The 16,034-nt window shown below is 61.5% G+C and carries 15 protein-coding genes; 8 read left to right on the top strand and 7 right to left on the bottom strand.

Annotated features, from left to right (window positions below):
- Window positions 1-10: 10 nt before the first annotated feature.
- The 6 genes from AC5E6W_RS09010 (at window position 11) to AC5E6W_RS08985 (ending at window position 4,433) form a co-directional block, all read left to right on the top strand.
- Window positions 11-727 carry a TetR/AcrR family transcriptional regulator gene (locus AC5E6W_RS09010; protein WP_491751950.1) on the top strand — a complete coding sequence of 239 codons (717 nt, stop codon included), beginning with the start codon at window positions 11-13 and terminating at the stop codon, window positions 725-727.
- A gap of 44 nt (window positions 728-771) precedes the next feature.
- Window positions 772-1,242 (top strand): CcdC family protein, encoded by a 471-nt coding sequence (locus AC5E6W_RS09005; RefSeq protein ID WP_491751949.1) that lies wholly within the window; start codon window positions 772-774, stop codon window positions 1,240-1,242.
- A 125-nt stretch (window positions 1,243-1,367) separates the two neighbouring features.
- Entirely contained in the window at window positions 1,368-1,952 is a 585-nt protein-coding gene (gene srtD, locus AC5E6W_RS09000) for a class D sortase, LPxTATN-specific (protein ID WP_491751948.1), read from the top strand.
- A gap of 7 nt (window positions 1,953-1,959) precedes the next feature.
- Window positions 1,960-2,604, top strand: a complete 645-nt coding sequence (locus AC5E6W_RS08995) for an LPXTG cell wall anchor domain-containing protein (protein WP_491751947.1) — start codon at window positions 1,960-1,962, stop codon at window positions 2,602-2,604.
- A gap of 118 nt (window positions 2,605-2,722) precedes the next feature.
- Entirely contained in the window at window positions 2,723-3,673 is a 951-nt protein-coding gene (locus tag AC5E6W_RS08990) for a hypothetical protein (protein ID WP_491751946.1), read from the top strand.
- Window positions 3,674-3,893: 220 nt separating this feature from the next.
- A complete protein-coding gene (locus tag AC5E6W_RS08985) occupies window positions 3,894-4,433 on the top strand; it encodes a cupin domain-containing protein (protein ID WP_491751945.1) in 540 nt (179 codons plus the stop codon).
- A 4-nt stretch (window positions 4,434-4,437) separates the two neighbouring features.
- On the opposite strand, the gene AC5E6W_RS08980 is transcribed toward AC5E6W_RS08985, so the two are convergent.
- The 3 genes from AC5E6W_RS08980 to AC5E6W_RS08970 all read right to left on the bottom strand — a co-directional run bounded on the left by AC5E6W_RS08980 (window position 4,438) and on the right by AC5E6W_RS08970 (window position 7,432).
- Window positions 4,438-5,220, bottom strand: coding sequence for a hypothetical protein (locus AC5E6W_RS08980; protein WP_491751944.1), 783 nt, complete (start codon window positions 5,218-5,220; stop codon window positions 4,438-4,440).
- A 103-nt stretch (window positions 5,221-5,323) separates the two neighbouring features.
- The gene (locus AC5E6W_RS08975; protein WP_491751943.1) at window positions 5,324-5,977 is read right to left on the bottom strand and encodes a hypothetical protein; all 654 of its coding nucleotides are present in this window, start codon (window positions 5,975-5,977) and stop codon (window positions 5,324-5,326) included.
- Between the two features lie 150 nt (window positions 5,978-6,127).
- Window positions 6,128-7,432 carry an MFS transporter gene (locus tag AC5E6W_RS08970; protein WP_491751942.1) on the bottom strand — a complete coding sequence of 435 codons (1,305 nt, stop codon included), beginning with the start codon at window positions 7,430-7,432 and terminating at the stop codon, window positions 6,128-6,130.
- Between the two features lie 848 nt (window positions 7,433-8,280).
- On the opposite strand from AC5E6W_RS08970, the gene AC5E6W_RS08965 reads away from it, so the two are divergent.
- Complete coding sequence (locus AC5E6W_RS08965; RefSeq protein ID WP_491751941.1) at window positions 8,281-9,417, top strand: GGDEF domain-containing protein; 1,137 nt, start codon at window positions 8,281-8,283, stop codon at window positions 9,415-9,417.
- A gap of 361 nt (window positions 9,418-9,778) precedes the next feature.
- Here AC5E6W_RS08965 and AC5E6W_RS08960 read toward each other — a convergent pair whose 3' ends face one another.
- The 3 genes from AC5E6W_RS08960 to ruvB form a co-directional block, all read right to left on the bottom strand.
- Window positions 9,779-10,294: an REP-associated tyrosine transposase gene (locus tag AC5E6W_RS08960; protein ID WP_491751940.1), complete on the bottom strand. Its 516-nt coding sequence runs from the start codon at window positions 10,292-10,294 to the stop codon at window positions 9,779-9,781.
- A 136-nt stretch (window positions 10,295-10,430) separates the two neighbouring features.
- On the bottom strand, window positions 10,431-11,315 hold the full coding sequence (locus AC5E6W_RS08955; RefSeq protein WP_491751939.1) for an AbiJ-NTD4 domain-containing protein: 885 nt from the start codon (window positions 11,313-11,315) through the stop codon (window positions 10,431-10,433).
- Window positions 11,316-11,406: 91 nt separating this feature from the next.
- Entirely contained in the window at window positions 11,407-12,507 is a 1,101-nt protein-coding gene (ruvB, locus tag AC5E6W_RS08950) for a Holliday junction branch migration DNA helicase RuvB (protein ID WP_491751938.1), read from the bottom strand.
- A gap of 126 nt (window positions 12,508-12,633) precedes the next feature.
- On the opposite strand from ruvB, the gene AC5E6W_RS08945 reads away from it, so the two are divergent.
- Window positions 12,634-14,244: a DUF8728 domain-containing protein gene (locus AC5E6W_RS08945; RefSeq protein WP_491751937.1), complete on the top strand. Its 1,611-nt coding sequence runs from the start codon at window positions 12,634-12,636 to the stop codon at window positions 14,242-14,244.
- A gap of 234 nt (window positions 14,245-14,478) precedes the next feature.
- Here the strand turns inward: AC5E6W_RS08945 and AC5E6W_RS08940 are convergent, their stop codons facing one another.
- Window positions 14,479-15,987 (bottom strand): glycoside hydrolase family 27 protein, encoded by a 1,509-nt coding sequence (locus AC5E6W_RS08940; protein WP_491751936.1) that lies wholly within the window; start codon window positions 15,985-15,987, stop codon window positions 14,479-14,481.
- Between the last annotated feature and the right edge of the window lie 47 nt (window positions 15,988-16,034).

Below are 16,034 nucleotides of genomic sequence, written 5' to 3'. Positions count from 1 at the left end.
GATAGGAACGTTGCCCTCGCACTGCGGTGCGGGGGCGTACGTTCTGGGACCGAAGAAGGAGCACACCATGACCACCGCGGCTACGGACAACACCCCAAAGACACACGGCAAGAGCCCCGCGAAGACAGAAGCGGTCGCGACGGCCGCGAGATCAACGACCCGCGAACATCTCATCACGGTGGGACTGGATCTGATGCGCCGCCATGGCTACGGCGCCACCGGGCTGCAGGAGATTCTGCAGGCCGCCGAGGTGCCAAAGGGGTCGTTCTATCACCACTTCGGCAGCAAGGAGGAGTTCGCAGCGGCAGTGGCCAACCGCTACTACGTCCTTGCGAATGAACATGCCCAGAAGGTGCTGGGCAACGCGCGCCAGGCCCCACTGAAGCGGCTCCGGAGGTACTTCGAGGAGCTCATCCAATCTGCCGGGCCCGCGGCGCCGATCCAGGGTTGTCTTCTCGGCAGCCTCAGCCTGGAGGTCGCCGGCGCGAGCCCTCTGCTGCAGGGTTGCATGAGCAAGAGCTTCGCAGGCTGGCAGGCTGCGGTTGCCGGCGTGGTCCGGGAGGCCGTCGACAAAGGCGATCTGTCGAAGTCCACGAAGTCGGATGCGCTGGCGGGCTTCATGCTGAACAGCTGGGAGGGCGCGCTGCTGCGCTCGCAGGCCGATAAAAGCGATGTTCCTCTAAAGGATTTTCTGTACTTTGTGTTCGAGGAGTTGCTGGCGAAGTAACTTGGATCACACGCGACCGGCTGGGTGCCGGTACTCTGGAAGAGATGATCTTTGCTCCGGGTACGTCGATTGTTGGTGCGGTGCTGGGTTTCTGTGGCGTGATGCTGTGGCGGCTGCGGGAGGGTCGCCGGCCGGTGACGCCGAAGGCTATCGTGATTCCTCCAGCGGGTATGTCCACTGGCTTCTGCATGTTCCTCGCTCCGCCGTTCCGGGTGCACCCCTTGTGGGCACTGGAGGCGTTCCTCGTCGGAGCCCTCGTGCTCTCCATTCCGCTCATCCGCACGTCGCGCCTGGTGCTGGAGGGCGACACGGTGATGGTGCGGCGGTCGAAGGTCTTCTTCGGGGTCGTGATCTTCCTGGCGGCGATCCGGTACTTCGCGAGGGGCTACATCGGGAAGTACATCTCGGTGGAGCAGACGGCAGGACTGTTCTTCATCCTGGCGTTCGGGATGATCGTGGCCTGGAGAACGAGCATGTACTTCGAGTACAAGAAGGTCATCGAGGGGCGCGCCTAGCGCAGGGCGGGAGCTCTGTGGCCCCGTGCAGTTGTTCGAATCGGCAGAGCGCGATTATTCTGGAGACGTCCACCCAATTCCAGCTTTCCGGAGCAGTCCCGATGACGTCGCGGCGCAGGATCGGAGTGTCCCTGATTGCGGTAGGTGGGATGCTGCTCGGAATGTATGTTGTGCCGACGCTCTATGGAGCGGCGATGGCGCGGGCGGGAGTGGCGCAGTTCCGTGCGGCGCGCTCGAGCACCATCCTCTGGAATAAATCGCGGCTTCAGGCCCACGAGCATGCGTTGCGGTTGAGGTTCGCCGCGCCGGAGGCAGTCTTGTCGGTGCCGCGGCTCGGGATCGAGGTCCCTGTGCTGGAAGGCACCGATGCCCTGACGCTGAATCGTGGGGTAGGACACCTTCCCGGAACAGCGCTTCCCGGCGAGCCGGGGAATGTGGTCATCGCCGGACACCGCGACGGGTTCTTCCGTGCACTGAAGGATACCTCCGTTGGCGACGTGATTGAGGTGCAGGGGCACACGAGCACGCAACGCTACGTGGTGCGCAGGATCTCGATCGTCTTTCCCCAGGACACGAGCGTACTTAAGCCAACCACCGACTCCAACCTGACGCTCGTGACGTGCTACCCGTTTTATTTTTTGGGAGCCGCTCCGCAGCGTTACATCGTCCAAGCCTCGCTTCTGCCAGCTTCGAATTCTTCAGGAGATTGACTCGACTATGACGATCCACCTCAGACTCGCGACCATGCTGCTTGCAGCTGTAGCCATACCCTCGTTTGCCGCCACCTCGGGACCCAGCTCGACCGTGGTCTACGTCGGCGGCAACGATCTGGTAATCAAGGCGGCGAGCGGCAAGCTGTTGAACTATGCGGTACCGGCGGGATACGGATTTACAGACAGTGGCAAGCCCGCGACGCTGGAGCAGCTGAAGCCGGGCGACAAGCTTACCGCTGTGGTAGATACGGGCACCGACCCGCAGGTGGTGGCGAGCATCGCGGTGGTGAAGACGAAGGTGTTCTCGGCGACACCGCCCAATCTTCTGACGATCTCGTCCCCAGAGGGAGCGTTGAACGTGATCGTTCCGCTGGGAACAAAGTTCAGCGTGGACGGCAAGACAGTAGGGCTCAGCGACCTTTCCAGCGGCACGATGCTGGAGGCGACGGTGATTACCCCTGCGCGTGAGGGCGAGGAGCCATCAACGGCTCCGGCCACACCTCCGCTGAGCGGTGTGCTGCTGGTGGCAAAGCTGGAGGACCTGCCAGCAACGGGAACGCGGCTGCCCCTGTACGGGCTGGTTGGCGGACTGATGTTGCTGCTGGGCTTTGCGTTGCTGCGGGGGCGAAAGGCCGGTTCACCGGCATAAGCGGGTGTTGGATGATCACTCGACTACACGAGGCTGGTACAGGCTGTGCTTTGGGTCACAGGCGCGGGACGAGTGGCCATGCTAACGTCATGATCTTCCGGCTCCCGGAAGATCGACTATGGCAAATGCACAGCGCGCACTGAACGATAGCACGGATAGCGCGTGGTTGCGCGTGTGGCATCGGCTGGAGGCAGCGCACGACGGGGTCTTCACCGAGGCGAACAAGGCCAGGCTGCGACAATTCGTCATCCGGCTGAGCATCGCGGGCTTCCTCATTCACCTGGCGCTGATCTGCTGGGTGCGGTCGGCGGTACCGGCGCCGCAATGGATTGCCGGGGTAGGAACCAACTACCTGACTGCGATTTCGACACCCTTCAACTTCATCCTCTTCTATGAGGTCCTGACGTTGATTGCGGCGCTGCCGGAATCGACAACGCGATCGATCGCGAACCAGTTCGAGATCGTGTCGCTGATCTACATTCGCGATGTCTTTCGGGATATCGCGAAGATGGGAAACATGGTTTCGGCGCACCGGGTGACTCTGGAGACGCTGCCGATGTTCCTGGACATGGGTGCGGGATTTCTGATGTACCTGCTGGTGGCCGTGTTTCAGAACGTGGCGCAGCGGCGAAGACAGACGCCGGCGGCCACGCCAGAGAGAGCTCGATTCATCGCGCAGAAGAAGGTGATTGCCGCGGGTCTTACGGCACTTCTGCTGGGCATGGCGACTTACAACCTCTGGTTATTCTTTGCTGCCGTCTGGCATAGAATGCAATCCACTTATACCGCGATGGCGCCGGCGACGACGTTCTACGACGACCTGTTCACGGTGATGATCTTTACGGATGTGCTGATCCTGATCCTCTCGCTGGTTGTCTCGGCACAGTATGAGAATGTCTTTCGCAATGCAGCGTTCGTGGTGTCCATCATCATGATTCGGTTTTCGCTGACGGAAGGATATCCGTACGGCGCCCCGTTGGCGCTGATGGCGATGGTGTTCGGGATCCTGACGCTGATGGTCTTCAACTACCACGTGGGACTGACCGGAGACGAGGCGCATAGCACGTGAGGAGGGTGGGTGCTCCCTCCCCTTTTTTCACGCAAAGTCTTCGAGCGGAAGATTTTCGGGAGATGGACTACGAGTTCGGGTCGAGGTCACCGGAACGAAGGCACAAAAACGCCCTGATTCCTGCAGGGTGGAATTACGAGGCCTTCCCTTTGCCTGTTGCGGCATTTTTTGCCGGATGCGATGTGCGGGAATCGGCGAGACTCTTTGCAGGAGAAACGCCATGGACGAACAGACACCCCCGCATGCTGCCCTTCCTGCCGATGACCTTCATCGTGCTTTGACGGTCTCCCACGCCAACGAAGATACTGGCCTGCCGCACATCGGCCTCGTAGGCGATACCTATACCATCACCGTGAGCGGTGCGGACACGGCGGGGCGGTTCTGCGTGATCGACATGCACATCCCACCGGGTGGAGGGCCTCCGCCGCATCGGCATGACTTTGAAGAGACGTTCATTCTTCTCGAGGGCGAGATGGAAGCGACGTTCCGCGGGAAGAAGACGAGGGTGAGGGCAGGAGATACGATCAACATTCCCGCGAACGCGCCGCACCAGTTTCATAACTCGTCTGCCAACGCGACGCGGCTGTTATGTATCTGCTCTCCCGCAGGGCAGGACGAATTCTTCGCGCTGGTGGGAGTGCCGGTGGCAACTCGGACGACGCCACCACCCAAGCTGAGTGAAGAGGAACAGGCGGCGTTCCTGAAGAAGGTGATGTCGCTGGCGCCGAAGTACAAGACGGAGTTGCTGAAGGATGCGTAGCGAGCTAGGCCAAAGTGCGGTCGAGGAGCGTCGTCACAGCGGAGAGGAACGCACCGTTTCCGTGAGTGCTCGCATAGCGCCTGGCTGAGACTTCGACGGGATTGCTCATGGCAGCTCCATTGATGACGGTGCCGTGCGTCGAAGCTCGGATCGACCGAGTGGGCGGGGGCTGCTTGAAGGTGTCCGACACGAGCACGCCCTGGCGCGTCCGGTCGCGGGCACCCTGCACGTTACTGGGCATGTTGCCGAGATCCCAAAGCAGCCGAATCGCCTCGATCGCGCGACAGCCTGGGGCGAGGCTGCCACCAGGCAGCGTGGCGTAGATAGAAGGCATCGCCCAGAAGTTCCGCGAGCCATACGCCCACAAGTAGCGTGCGTTGATATAGAGCGAATCGCGCAGATTGTGGAACTCCGCCGCGGTGACGTGCGTCTCCGCAGGCGCTTGCAGCGTGAGCACGTAGTCGTTCCACGCGTGGGCAATGCGCTGCTCCGGAATGAGGCTGGCTGGGTTTGTCACGGCCGCGAACTCCGCGTTGGCGATGCTCGTGAGCAGACCGCTGCGGAGGAAGACGCTGGGCACGATGTCTGAGAAGATATCGGCGATGCGGTCAATGAAGCGGCGAGCGTCGTCGGGAGTATGTATCTCCGTGGCGAGACGATCTAAGTCGAGAGTCTCCTGTAGGAGGTTGCGCCGGGATGAGTTACCCGGGGCACGTACGCCGAAGCGGCCCTGGAGGAACGCCAGGGGAGAGAGCACTGCGAGGGAGAGAAGAGACCGACGTCGCATGGTCCGCGTCCTTGCTCTGCTACAGGGATCAGGCCTTCTGATGGGATGGTACCTCAACGGCTGGGCCGGAGAATGGTTGACGCGGTTGAAACCGGTGCGGCAGCTACCGCTTACACCCCGAGGCCACCATGAGCGAACCAGGCGGCCGCTTGCCTGTGTCCATGAATGCGAGCACTTGCATCTGCTGGTCGCGGCCGGCGACGCAGAAGTCGGTTCTTATGGGGTCCGAGATCAGGGAATCATTGTAGGGCTGCTGGGTGCGGCCTTTGAAGCGGCCGGCCGGTGTCGCGTCGCTCGGCTGGTGCGGCTTGTTCGCGTCCAACGGATATTGCGTACCGAATATCTGTGGCTGATGGATCATCTGCAGATAGCGGTCGAGAGTAGCGGCTGCAACCCACTTAGCGATGTCGTAGCCTTTGACGACAGCGTCCATAGCCAGTACATGCGCGAAGAGATAATCGTCAGCAACATCTCCGTGCTGGAAGATAAATGCGGCATCGTAGAACTCTTCGCCGGTCTTGATGTCACCGTTCGCAAGGAGGGCACGGACCTTTTGTTTTCGGACGTCGGTTCGAGCGTTGTATTCCTGCTCGTAGAAGCTGGCAGGGCGGCTTGGCCCGTGGCCGGGGAGGTCGTTCTGGTCTTCGAGGAAGAGCTGTTTGACCGTCTCAAGCGACTTAGGCGATGGGGTTACCGCCGGGGTTTGCGCGTCGAGCGGGATCGCAGTAAGCAAGAGCACGATGAGGATGGCGCGCATGGGCAGTTAGACACCGGCGCGGATCGCTTTGTTCCTGCCAACTCGCTTTTGGCTGATCTCCCAAACTCATTTTAGTTAGCTCGAACCTACATCTCTTCGAGATAGGGGGCACCCGGAATTGTGCGGGTATGAGATATAGCGCACGCCGAGTTACGCGGCTTGCTGGGCGGTGGGGACCTTAGCCTTGAGGATGAGGAACCAGGCGGCGATGCCTACCAGACTCAGGCCGAATCCTGAGATGGCGATAGGAATGCCGAGGACGGGGATCAGCTTGCCGAGCAGCAGCGCGCCGAGCGGGATACCGGCGCGGATGGCGATGTTGTAGACGCTCATCACGCGGCCACGCATGGAGTCGTCCACGGTGAGCTGGACGACGGAGAGCAGCAGCGAGGCCGAGGCCATGACGGCCATCCCGGTAAGGAAGATGAGGAAGCAGGAGAGCGGCAGCCACTTCGACATGGCGAAGCCTGCGGTGGTGAGGCCGAGCGCGATCATGCCGAGCAGGGCGAGACGCCGCTGCCCCTTGAGCTTCTCGATGGCCGCAACCCCGAGTGCGCCGCAGATGGAGCCGGCGCCGGAGAATACGAGCAGGAGCTCATAGGTTCCGGGGCCGCGATGGAACGTGGTTCGCACGATGACAGGCAGAAAGCCGGTGAGCGAGAAGCCGAAGAGTGTGGTGCAGAAGGCGAGCAGCACCAGCGACGAGAGGCCTTCGCGATCCTTGATGAAGAGGATGCCTTCCTTCATGCTCTTCATCACCGACACGTGCGTCTTGGGGGCGACGAACTTCACGCGGATGACCAGCAGCGAGATGATGACCGCGATGAACGAGACGCCATTGAGCGCGAAGCACCAGGTCGCGCCGAACGCCGTGTAAGCGAGGCCGCCGAGCGTGGGCCCGATGAGCCGCGCGAGGTTGAACTGGATGGAGTTCATCGAAATGGCGTTGGTGAGGTCTTCGGGATCGACCAGCGTGGGCAGCAGCGCCGAGTAGGCCGGTCCGCCGAAGGACTGGCCGACGCCGACGACGAAGGAGAGCAGCAGAATCGGCCAGATATGACCATGGAGGCTGTGCGTGGCGAAGAGCGCGGCCAGGATGAAGGCGCAGGTCATCTGGATGTACTGCGAGGCGAGCAGCATCTTCTTGCGGTCGAGCCGGTCGGCGAAGACGCCGCCGAAGAGCGAGAAGAGCATGATCGGCAGCTGACCAAGAAAGAGATCGAGGCCGAGGTAGAACGGATCCTTGGTGAGGTCGTAAACCAGCCAGCTCTGCGCAAACTGCTGGACGAAGGTCCCGATGGTGGAGACGCACGCGCCAAGCCACATGATGCGGAAGTCGCGGTAACGGAAGGCTCGGAAGATCCGGTGGAAGAGGGAGGAAGATTCGGCCACGAACGTTTTGGGCTCCGAGGAATAGTGTCTCCCGTGGGAGGGTGGGGAGCCAAATCCGGGCACGGCGCACGGATGGGTCCCCCCTCCCCCCATTTTGCGCAAAGTCTTCGAAGGAAAGACTTTCGGGGCGGACTTCAGGACGGGGATCAGGAGTTAGGGATCAGGATCAGGTGCGCCGGCGGAGAGCTCTGGGTTTCGGATGATGCGGGGGCCTGGTTCCATTGTAGAGAGTCTCGACATAAAGTATGCCAATGGCGTGCGAGGCGCTTCAGCGCCGAGGCCGCTGGTAAGCCGAGCGATGCGGGGAGACAGCTTCAGGCCCAACTGGAAATCTGGCGAGCCTCGGGTTCGGATTCCGGCGTCTCCTCTTTCTGAGAAGCGTTGTCGGCCGTTTCGTTCTCGTCCTGCTGGCCTCCCTGCTCTCCACGCTCCTGCTGTCCAGGAACGTATTCATCGGAGATGGATTCAGCGTCCGACGCTGCAAGTCTCAGCTTTCTGCGGACTTCCGCCGCTCTCTTCTCGGCAGCCACCTGCTGCGGGGAGAGACTCTGGTTGAGTTGCAAATTCGGATTGAGATGAATTCCGTGTACGTGCATGACCTTCCCCCTTCTCGACTTGATACGGCATGGGGAAGCCGATTCTTAGAGAAAGGCTTCCCTCCCGTTTCTTGCAAGCAATCCGAGCGCCAAAAGGAGGGTAAGACATCGGATTCGGCGAGCTATTGGCTGGGCACCGTCGTTCGCGGTGAGCGTGAGTTTGTCCCCAGCGGGCGAAGCAGAGTGGCGGCGTGAAAAGACTCTAGAATCGATACGTCGATTCCCGGAGGTCCAGCCATCAGCCATCTTTCGCCCACCACGGAGATCCGGCTGCTGACGCTAACGACCCCGCTGATTGCGCTGCTGTTCTCCGCAATGTTCCTGGGTTTCTGGAGCCGCTGGCGGCGGCTGTCGTGGCTGCTCTGGATGGCGGGGTCGTTCCTGCTGTTCAGCATCGCGATCCTGCTGCAGATCCTGCATTTCCCGCAGGACAACGGCCAGAACGCCGTGATCAGCTGCATGTTCTACGCGATGGCCACGGTGCTGTTCGCCGATGCGACGCTGCGGAGGCTCCAGCTTCGGCCGAACTACCTGCTGAATTTCGGAGCGGCGGCGGCCATCGTGGCGGCGACGGCTTGGTTTTACTACGGGCAGCGGAACCTGGATGCACGCGTCTACGTGATGAACTTCGGGTTTGGCCTGTTGCTGCTGGTGGCTGCGCTGCGAATCGCGAAGACAGTCCGCGGCGCGATCGACAGGACGCTGTTCTGGGTGCTGCTGATTTTTGCGCTCCAGTTCTTTCCGCGCACGCTGTTGACCGTGGGATATGTCGGCAGCCATCCTGATCGCGACATGGTGGTGCGTTCGCCGTTCTGGATCTGGCTGAACTTCTCGTTCATCCTCTTCACGGTGGCGCTGGGCCTGGTGTACGCGATTGCGGTGGTGTCGGACATCGTCGCGATCCTGCATCGCAATGCCAACACCGACCCGCTGACCGGGCTCTATAACCGCCGGGGCTTCCGGGAGTTTGCAGAGGGCAGGGCGTTGAAGAGAGCGCGGTTGCGCTGCGTCATCGTGCTGGACATCGACAATTTCAAGTCGGTAAATGATGTCTATGGGCACGATGCGGGGGACCGGGTTCTTACCCAGGTGGCGGCGGTGCTCTCTTCGAATATCCGCGCTACGGACGGGGCGGCGCGGCTGGGGGGAGAGGAGTTTGCGGTGCTGCTGGCGCATCCCGGCCGCAACGAGGTGTTCGCGCTGGCGGAGAGACTGCGCAACGAGATCGCGTGCACGCAATTCGGGAGCGGCGAGCTGCTGGAGCGGACAATTACGGCCAGCTTCGGGGTGGTGGAGGCGGAGGCGGGCGAGGCGCTGGAGGAGTCGATTCGCGCCGCGGATGAGCTGCTGTACGTGGCCAAGAGAAATGGGAAAAACCAGACGGTGGCCGGCTGGCTGCGCGACGACGCGGTCGGGGTCGATGCGATGCAGGGGGCGTCGGAGGGGATGTAGCGGTGGCGGCACCTCAGGGGCTGCCCGGTAGGTACCCCCTCCCCCCCCCCCCGCATTTTTCGCAAGTGTTCAAAGCAGAGGCTTTAGGTCCGGACCTTAAAACAGGGCCAAGGGCTTAGGGGCCAGAAGACAAGCGTGCTGGAGCTTGATTCCATTGTAGAGAGTTGGGATGGGGATTTCGGCAACCTGTCGTTCGTTCCGGGGTGGGCGAGGCTGGATGGCCAAGTTGAACCGGGCGCTTCCGGGTTGTGGTCGTCCGGGGAGTTCCGTGGCGGCCCGGGTCCCCAAGTGCGAGGGACCCGGGGCACCCGATTGTTTCGACCTCAGCGGCCGGGTGCCCCATATCTCGAAGAGATGTGGGTTAGCAGGATGACTGGGGATTCATCTCGCGCTGCATTCGTTCGGCGAAGGTCCAGTTGGACTCGACCTCGACGATTCCCTTCTCTCCATTGGCCCAATGACGATAACTGGACCACGGCCAGTCTTTGGGATGTGCGACGAGACCGCGGAGAAGCGGATTGCGGTGGATGTAGCGGCGCTTCTCGAGCTGCTTCCTAGCGGAGAAGACGTTGAAGTCATAGAAGCGGTGCGACCAGAATGGACGCGGCTTGAGGTTGCGGGTGACCGAGACCTTGAGCGCCTGCAGCACTACGGAGAGGTCCTTCTCTTTGGGCTCGCTGAGGAGGAGATGAACGTGTTCGGGCATGACCACGTAAGCGTCGACGGTGAAGCCGTATTTCTGACGGGTCTTTTCGAGGGATGTGAGGAAGGTATCTCTTGCGTGCGGGGTCGCGAGATACGGTCGCCGTTCGTGACAGGAGAACGTGACGAAGTGGTGGTCGCCGTCGCCGTAACGTCTCTCCAGGCCGTCTGGCATGGGAGGAAGCCTAACATGGGGGTTTTGAATGAGACATCCTGCGAACCCACATCTCTTCGAGATGTGGGGCACCCGGTTTGTGGTGGGCCGGAGATGCCCTAGTCGCTACCCAGAGAGTGGGTGGTGGACAACATTCTTAGAATGGAGGCTCGTCGGGAGGGCTCGCTACGCTTGAAAGCAAAATTATTTGAGATGCGGAGACTGCTAACACGTATTCGGCAAGTTCCGCATTGGCCGCGCCACCCGATGCCGCACCATGCGCTATCCCGTCGCCACTGTTCCGGAATGCATAGATATCACTTATCGTGTTGCTGATCGTCTTGGGCAACAAATTACCGTTCCCGCTCGCCCATTTGGCAAAATCGCCAAGCGTTGTCGCTTTAGCTGCCGGGAAGAGTTCCTTAGCTGCGGCCTCGACCGCGCAAACAGACTCTTTGATTGCGTTCTCGAAATCCTGATTAATCCGGTCGCGGAAATATCGGAGAGCCTTTGAGAAATGCTTTCGAGCTGCATTCAGCCTGGGGTCCTGTAGGGATTCCTGGGCTCCGGCCACTTGACTCATTGTGTGGCGTTGTCCCCTTCGTTGAACCATCCCATCCTTAAACTCATACGCAAGGCACTCCTCTTGGAAGAGACGTTCAAGCTCTTTGCCGATGTGCTCTCGTGAGTCTTCAAGAGTGAAGCTCACTGCTACCTCCTTGCGCCATGTGACCCCACTTTGGGCTAGGTCGTTATATAGGCGTTCGCAAAAGTCGTACGCTTTGGCCCACTCCAGTTTGTTCAAGAAAGAGGCGGCGTCGTCCCTCGCTGTAGCAATACTCTGGACTGAGGAGACGCTGTATTCACGGCGAGGAACCCGATGGATTCTAGCCAGCTCCTGCGCAGCTGCCGCCCAAGAGTCGACATAGTCCCCGTCTATGGCGCTTGCGATGATATGCAGCAGGCCGATTCGCGCAGTCGATGGAAAGTCTTCATCCACGAAGGTCTGTTCGCGTCTGTTTCTAAACGAAAACGGCGTCATATTTGGGTCTCTGCTAAATACCGAGTTGAGCTCAACTGATGGGTTCCGGGTGCGAAACAAAAATCTCGTGGGACGCTATGGCGACGGCCCGCTATCCAAACAGTGTTGGCTTCCGGGGCATTTCTATGCCCAGGTGTTCGTAGGCTAGTCGTGTAGCTACGCGGCCTCTGGGGGTTCGGTCCAGGAAGCCTATCTGGATCAGGAAGGGTTCGTAGACTTCTTCTAATGCGTCCTGCTCTTCGGCCAGGGCGGCGGCCAGGGTGTTGAGGCCTACGGGGCCTCCGTCGTATTTTTCGATGATGGTGCGGAGTAAGCGGCGGTCTAACTCGTCGAAGCCGTGGGCGTCCACTTCTAACATCTCTAAGGCGGCCATGGCGGTGGCGCGGTCGATAATGCCCTGGGCTCGGACCTGGGCGTAGTCTCTTACTCGACGTAACAGGCGGTTGGCGATTCTTGGTGTGCCTCGGGAGCGGATGGCGATCTCGGCGGCGCCGTCGTGATCGATGGGGACGCCTAACACCTCGGCGGAGCGTTCGACGATGAAGCGTAACTCGTCCTCGGTGTAGAACTCGAGGCGCAGGAGGATGCCGAAGCGGGCGCGCAGCGGAGAGGTCAAGAGGCCCGGGCGTGTTGTTGCGCCGACGAGGGTGAAGGGCTTGAGCTCGAGGGTGTGGGTGCGCGCGGAGGGGCCCTGGCCGATGATGATGTCCATCTGGTAGTCCTCGAGCGCGGTGTAGAGCTTTTCTTCGAGGACGGCCTGGAGGCGGTGGATCTCATCGAGGAAGAGGACCTGATTCTCGCGGAGATTGGTGAGGATGGCTGTCAGATCGCCTTGAATTTGTAAGGCGGGACCAGACGTTTGCTGGAAGCCGACGTTGAGCTCGTTGGCGATGATGGTGGCGAGGGTGGTTTTGCCGAGGCCGGGAGGGCCGAAGAGGAGGACGTGGTCGAGGGCGTCGCCGCGGGTGCGGGCGGCTTCGAGGGCGATCTGGAGCTGCTGTTTGGCTTTGGTCTGGCCGATGAACTCGGCGAGGCGCTGGGGGCGGAGCTTGAGCTCGACGGCGTCGTCATCGTCGACGGGGGCGGCGGAGACTAAGCGCTCGGATGTGGAAGAGTGGGCGCCGAGGTCGAGCTTCTTCTTGCCGGCTGGGTTGCCGCCAAAGGGAGCGTTCGGGTTGAAGCCGGAGGACATTTGCTCTTGAGGATACTGCAAGGGGGCGATGGTTTGGCGAAGGTGGGTGCCGGGCGGGGGACGGAGGCCATGGTAGACTTCGCCCAGTTCCCTAGCGATCACTGAATGATGGAGCCCCGCGGCGTGGTGCCAGCCTCTTTTTCACGAAGATCTGCGCTGACGGGGATGGGTGTGTATCTGGTCTGCTGCGTGGCGGCGCTAGGCCTGATGCTGCATGTGACGCAGGGCCACCTGGTGTTCACGCTGGACGATCCGATGATCCACATGGCGCTGGCGCGCGGGATCGCCCATGGGCACTATGGGATCAACCTCGGCGAGGCTTCTTCGCCGTCGTCGAGCATACTGTGGCCGTACCTGCTGGCGGTGTTCGGGAGGACAGCGGCGATGCCGTGGTGGGCGCTGGCGCTGAACGTGGGCGCGGGGCTGGGCGGGGTGTGGGTCCTCGGGATGATTGTGGAGGAGCTTCCTTCTCGATTCAGCATGCGATGGAAGTGCGCGCTGGTCGTGCTGGCTATCTTTGTCGCTAACCTGGTGGGACTTACTTTTACGGGCATGGAACATACGCTGCAGGTAACTGTTTGCCTGGCGTGTGCGTTTGCGGTGATTCGGAGTTATGCGGATCGGCCGGTTCCGGCGTGGTGTCTTGTTGCGGCGCTTGTCGCGCCGATGATCCGGTACGAGGATGTGGGTATTACTCTTGCGGTTGCGATTGCGCTTTGGGCGCGTGGGCGAAGAGCCCAGGCCGCGGGGCTGCTGGCGCTGTCTGTCGCGCCGTTAGTGCTGTTTTCCGCTTACCTTCATCACCTGGGGCTGCCGCTGCTTCCGCTCTCGGTGATGGTGAAGGGTGGGGCGGGACAAGGTATCACCGGCTTACACCTGCTGTGGGAGTTACCGCTGGAGGCGATACGGAGGACGTTCACGGAATTCGACCGGATGGTGCTGCTGCTGGTTGTTACGGTGCTCGGCTATCTTGGAGTTACTGAGCAGGACAAATCGCGGCGGATGATACTCGCAGGAGTTACGCTGGCAGCGCTGATGCACCTGCTGATTGGCCGGTTTGGATTGGCGCATCGGTATGAGACTTATGTGGTGAGCTTTGCGGCGTGCGTGGCGCTGGCTGCGGTGGGAACGAGGCGCACTGGAGGCAGTCCGGCGCTACTGGCGGCGTTTCTTGTTGTGCTGGGGCTGCAATCGTATAAGGCGCTGGCGGTGATTCCGGCGTGCTCGCAGTCGATTTATCTGCAGCAATTTCAGATGGGGAGATTCCTGCGGGAGATTGATCCGGCGAATGCGGCAGTGAATGATCTGGGCTGGGTGGCTTATGACAAGGCTCCGGATCAATATGTATTCGACCTGATTGGGCTGGGTTCGGTGGAGGCGGCTCGGGAGCGGCGGCAGACCTCGGCGTGGGAAGAACAGATGGTTGCGGAACATCATCTTGGCCTGGTGATGCGTTACAGGAGCTTTGAGGGGCTGGGGGCCGTGCCTGCGTCGTGGACGGAGCTTGGATCGCTTTCGGAGGATTTGTTCTATTCGAGCTCGGCGAGGGATTGCGTGATTTTCTATGCGACGCCGGCGGCGGATCGCAGGGTTCTGGAGAGGCAACTCGCGCAGTTTGCGGCGACGCTGCCGGCTGGAGACTCGTGGTTGGCACCAGGACAATGCACCCAGCTCAACAGGCCGCGGGTGGTGGATCGAGTGCTGCGACGGTGGCATGGGACTCGTGCGTCGCGGTAAGGCGGGATGCGGTAAGGCGGGATGCGGTATGCGGTATGCGGTATGAGTTGCGAGTTGCGAGTTGCGAGCTGCGAGTTACCAGATCCCAGTTACCAGTTCATGCGCCTGGGGCTTGATTACGTCACGCCTGGCTTCCCCATTGATCATCGCGAGTGAGCCCGGGTCATCGCCGCTGCGGAGGAATACAGGGGTTCCTCACTGCGCTCGGAATGACGAGTGTATGAGGAACTGCGGTCAGCGGCTCATCAGCAGCACGACTCCGTGGGGTGGAATGGTGGTGTCGATGTGGTCGATGACGCCCAGTTCGCGCTGGTTCCAGACGTCGGCTACAGCGGCGGATTTCTGGCGATGAGCGTTGCGAACGAGGTTGAGGTCGGCAAGGCTATGGGAGACGTGGACGGGAGCGTCACTGAGATTGAAGAGGGCAACGCAATGGGTGTCCGGGCCGCCCGTGGCTGTTAACGTTGATCCCCAGACCTGTAGCCCCGGGATGGGTTTGGGCAGGTGCTCGTCATACTTCTCAAGCGGGGGTTCGATGCGGCCTCCGCCGGCTCCGTATTGGTCAAGGGCTATGAGTGCGGGATTGGTGAGGAGCTTCAGGGTTTCGTCGTCGAGTTGGGTGAGGTTGGCGCCGAGGATGAGGGGGCTGCGCATCATGGCCCAGAGTGTGAGCTGGGTTCGCTTCTCGTCGAGGGTGAGGCGGGAGGTGCGTGGGGTGCCCCAGCCGGGTGCGGGGCGGAGCTCACCGAAGGGGAGCATGTCGAGGTCGGGATAGTGGCCGGGAGGGAGATCGAGAGTGGCCCACTGGGTGGCGCGGTCGAACTGGCCTTTGATCGATTGCGGCCAGGTCTTGTCGGGATCGGGGAGCTTGCCGTCTTTGCCGATCGCGGGCTGCCAGACGTCCCAGACGTCGTCGGAGACGCGCCACTGGGTTGCGAGGCTGGCGACTTCCTGCGCGTGGGAGGGGTTGGTGGGGCCGGGCGAGAGCGAGAGGACCATCGGGCGACCAGCTTTGTCGATGGCGCGGCGGATCATGCGGATCTCGTCGGCCTTGTAGGGGTGGTCGGAGATGCAGTCGACCTTGAGGAGGTCGACGCCCCAGGCGGCGTACTGCGAGATGAGGGAGTCGTACCAGGCCCGTCCGGCGGGGGTGTCCTTGACGCCCCAGTTGGTGGGGTCCCAGGGGCAGGCGTCGGTGGTGTCGGCGGCTTCGGAGGTGGTGAAATTTGAGTTGGCGATGCGGAGATGGCGCTCGACGGAGGCGCGGGGGATGCCGCGGACGATGTGGATGCCGAAGAGTAGGCCCTGCGCGTGGACCCAGTCGGCGAGGGGTTTGAAGGTGGTGTTGAGGATGTCGACGCGGAGTTTGTAGATGGGGTGCGCCCCTCGTCCTGCGAGCGGACGAACCGGTGGTGGGGTGGCGGATGGGAAGCGCTCGGGGACGGGGACGTAGCGACCATATGGATCGAGCGCGTAGTGGAGGGTGTCGGGCGTCTCGCGGTCTTCGGGATTGAAGAAGAACCAGCCCTCATCGATGACGGCGTAGTTGTAGCCGAAGGGCTGGAGCTTTTCGTGGAGGACTTTGACGTTGTCGCGGAACTGCTGCTCGGTGATGGTGAGGCCGTAGGCGTCCCAGCTGTTCCAGCCCATGGGTGCGGTGGGGGTGGCGACTAGGTCTTTCTGTGCGTGGGCGGAGTTCGCGACGAGCAGCGCGGAGAGCACAAGAGCGCGGAGGGCGTTCATGGGAGCCACTATAGATCGTGATTCGTGCTCGTGACGATGAGGTCGTT

The organism is Bryocella sp. (assembly GCF_058498515.1).
Note: the sequence above shows the minus strand (reverse complement) of the source record. Positions and strands in the feature narration are given on the sequence as shown.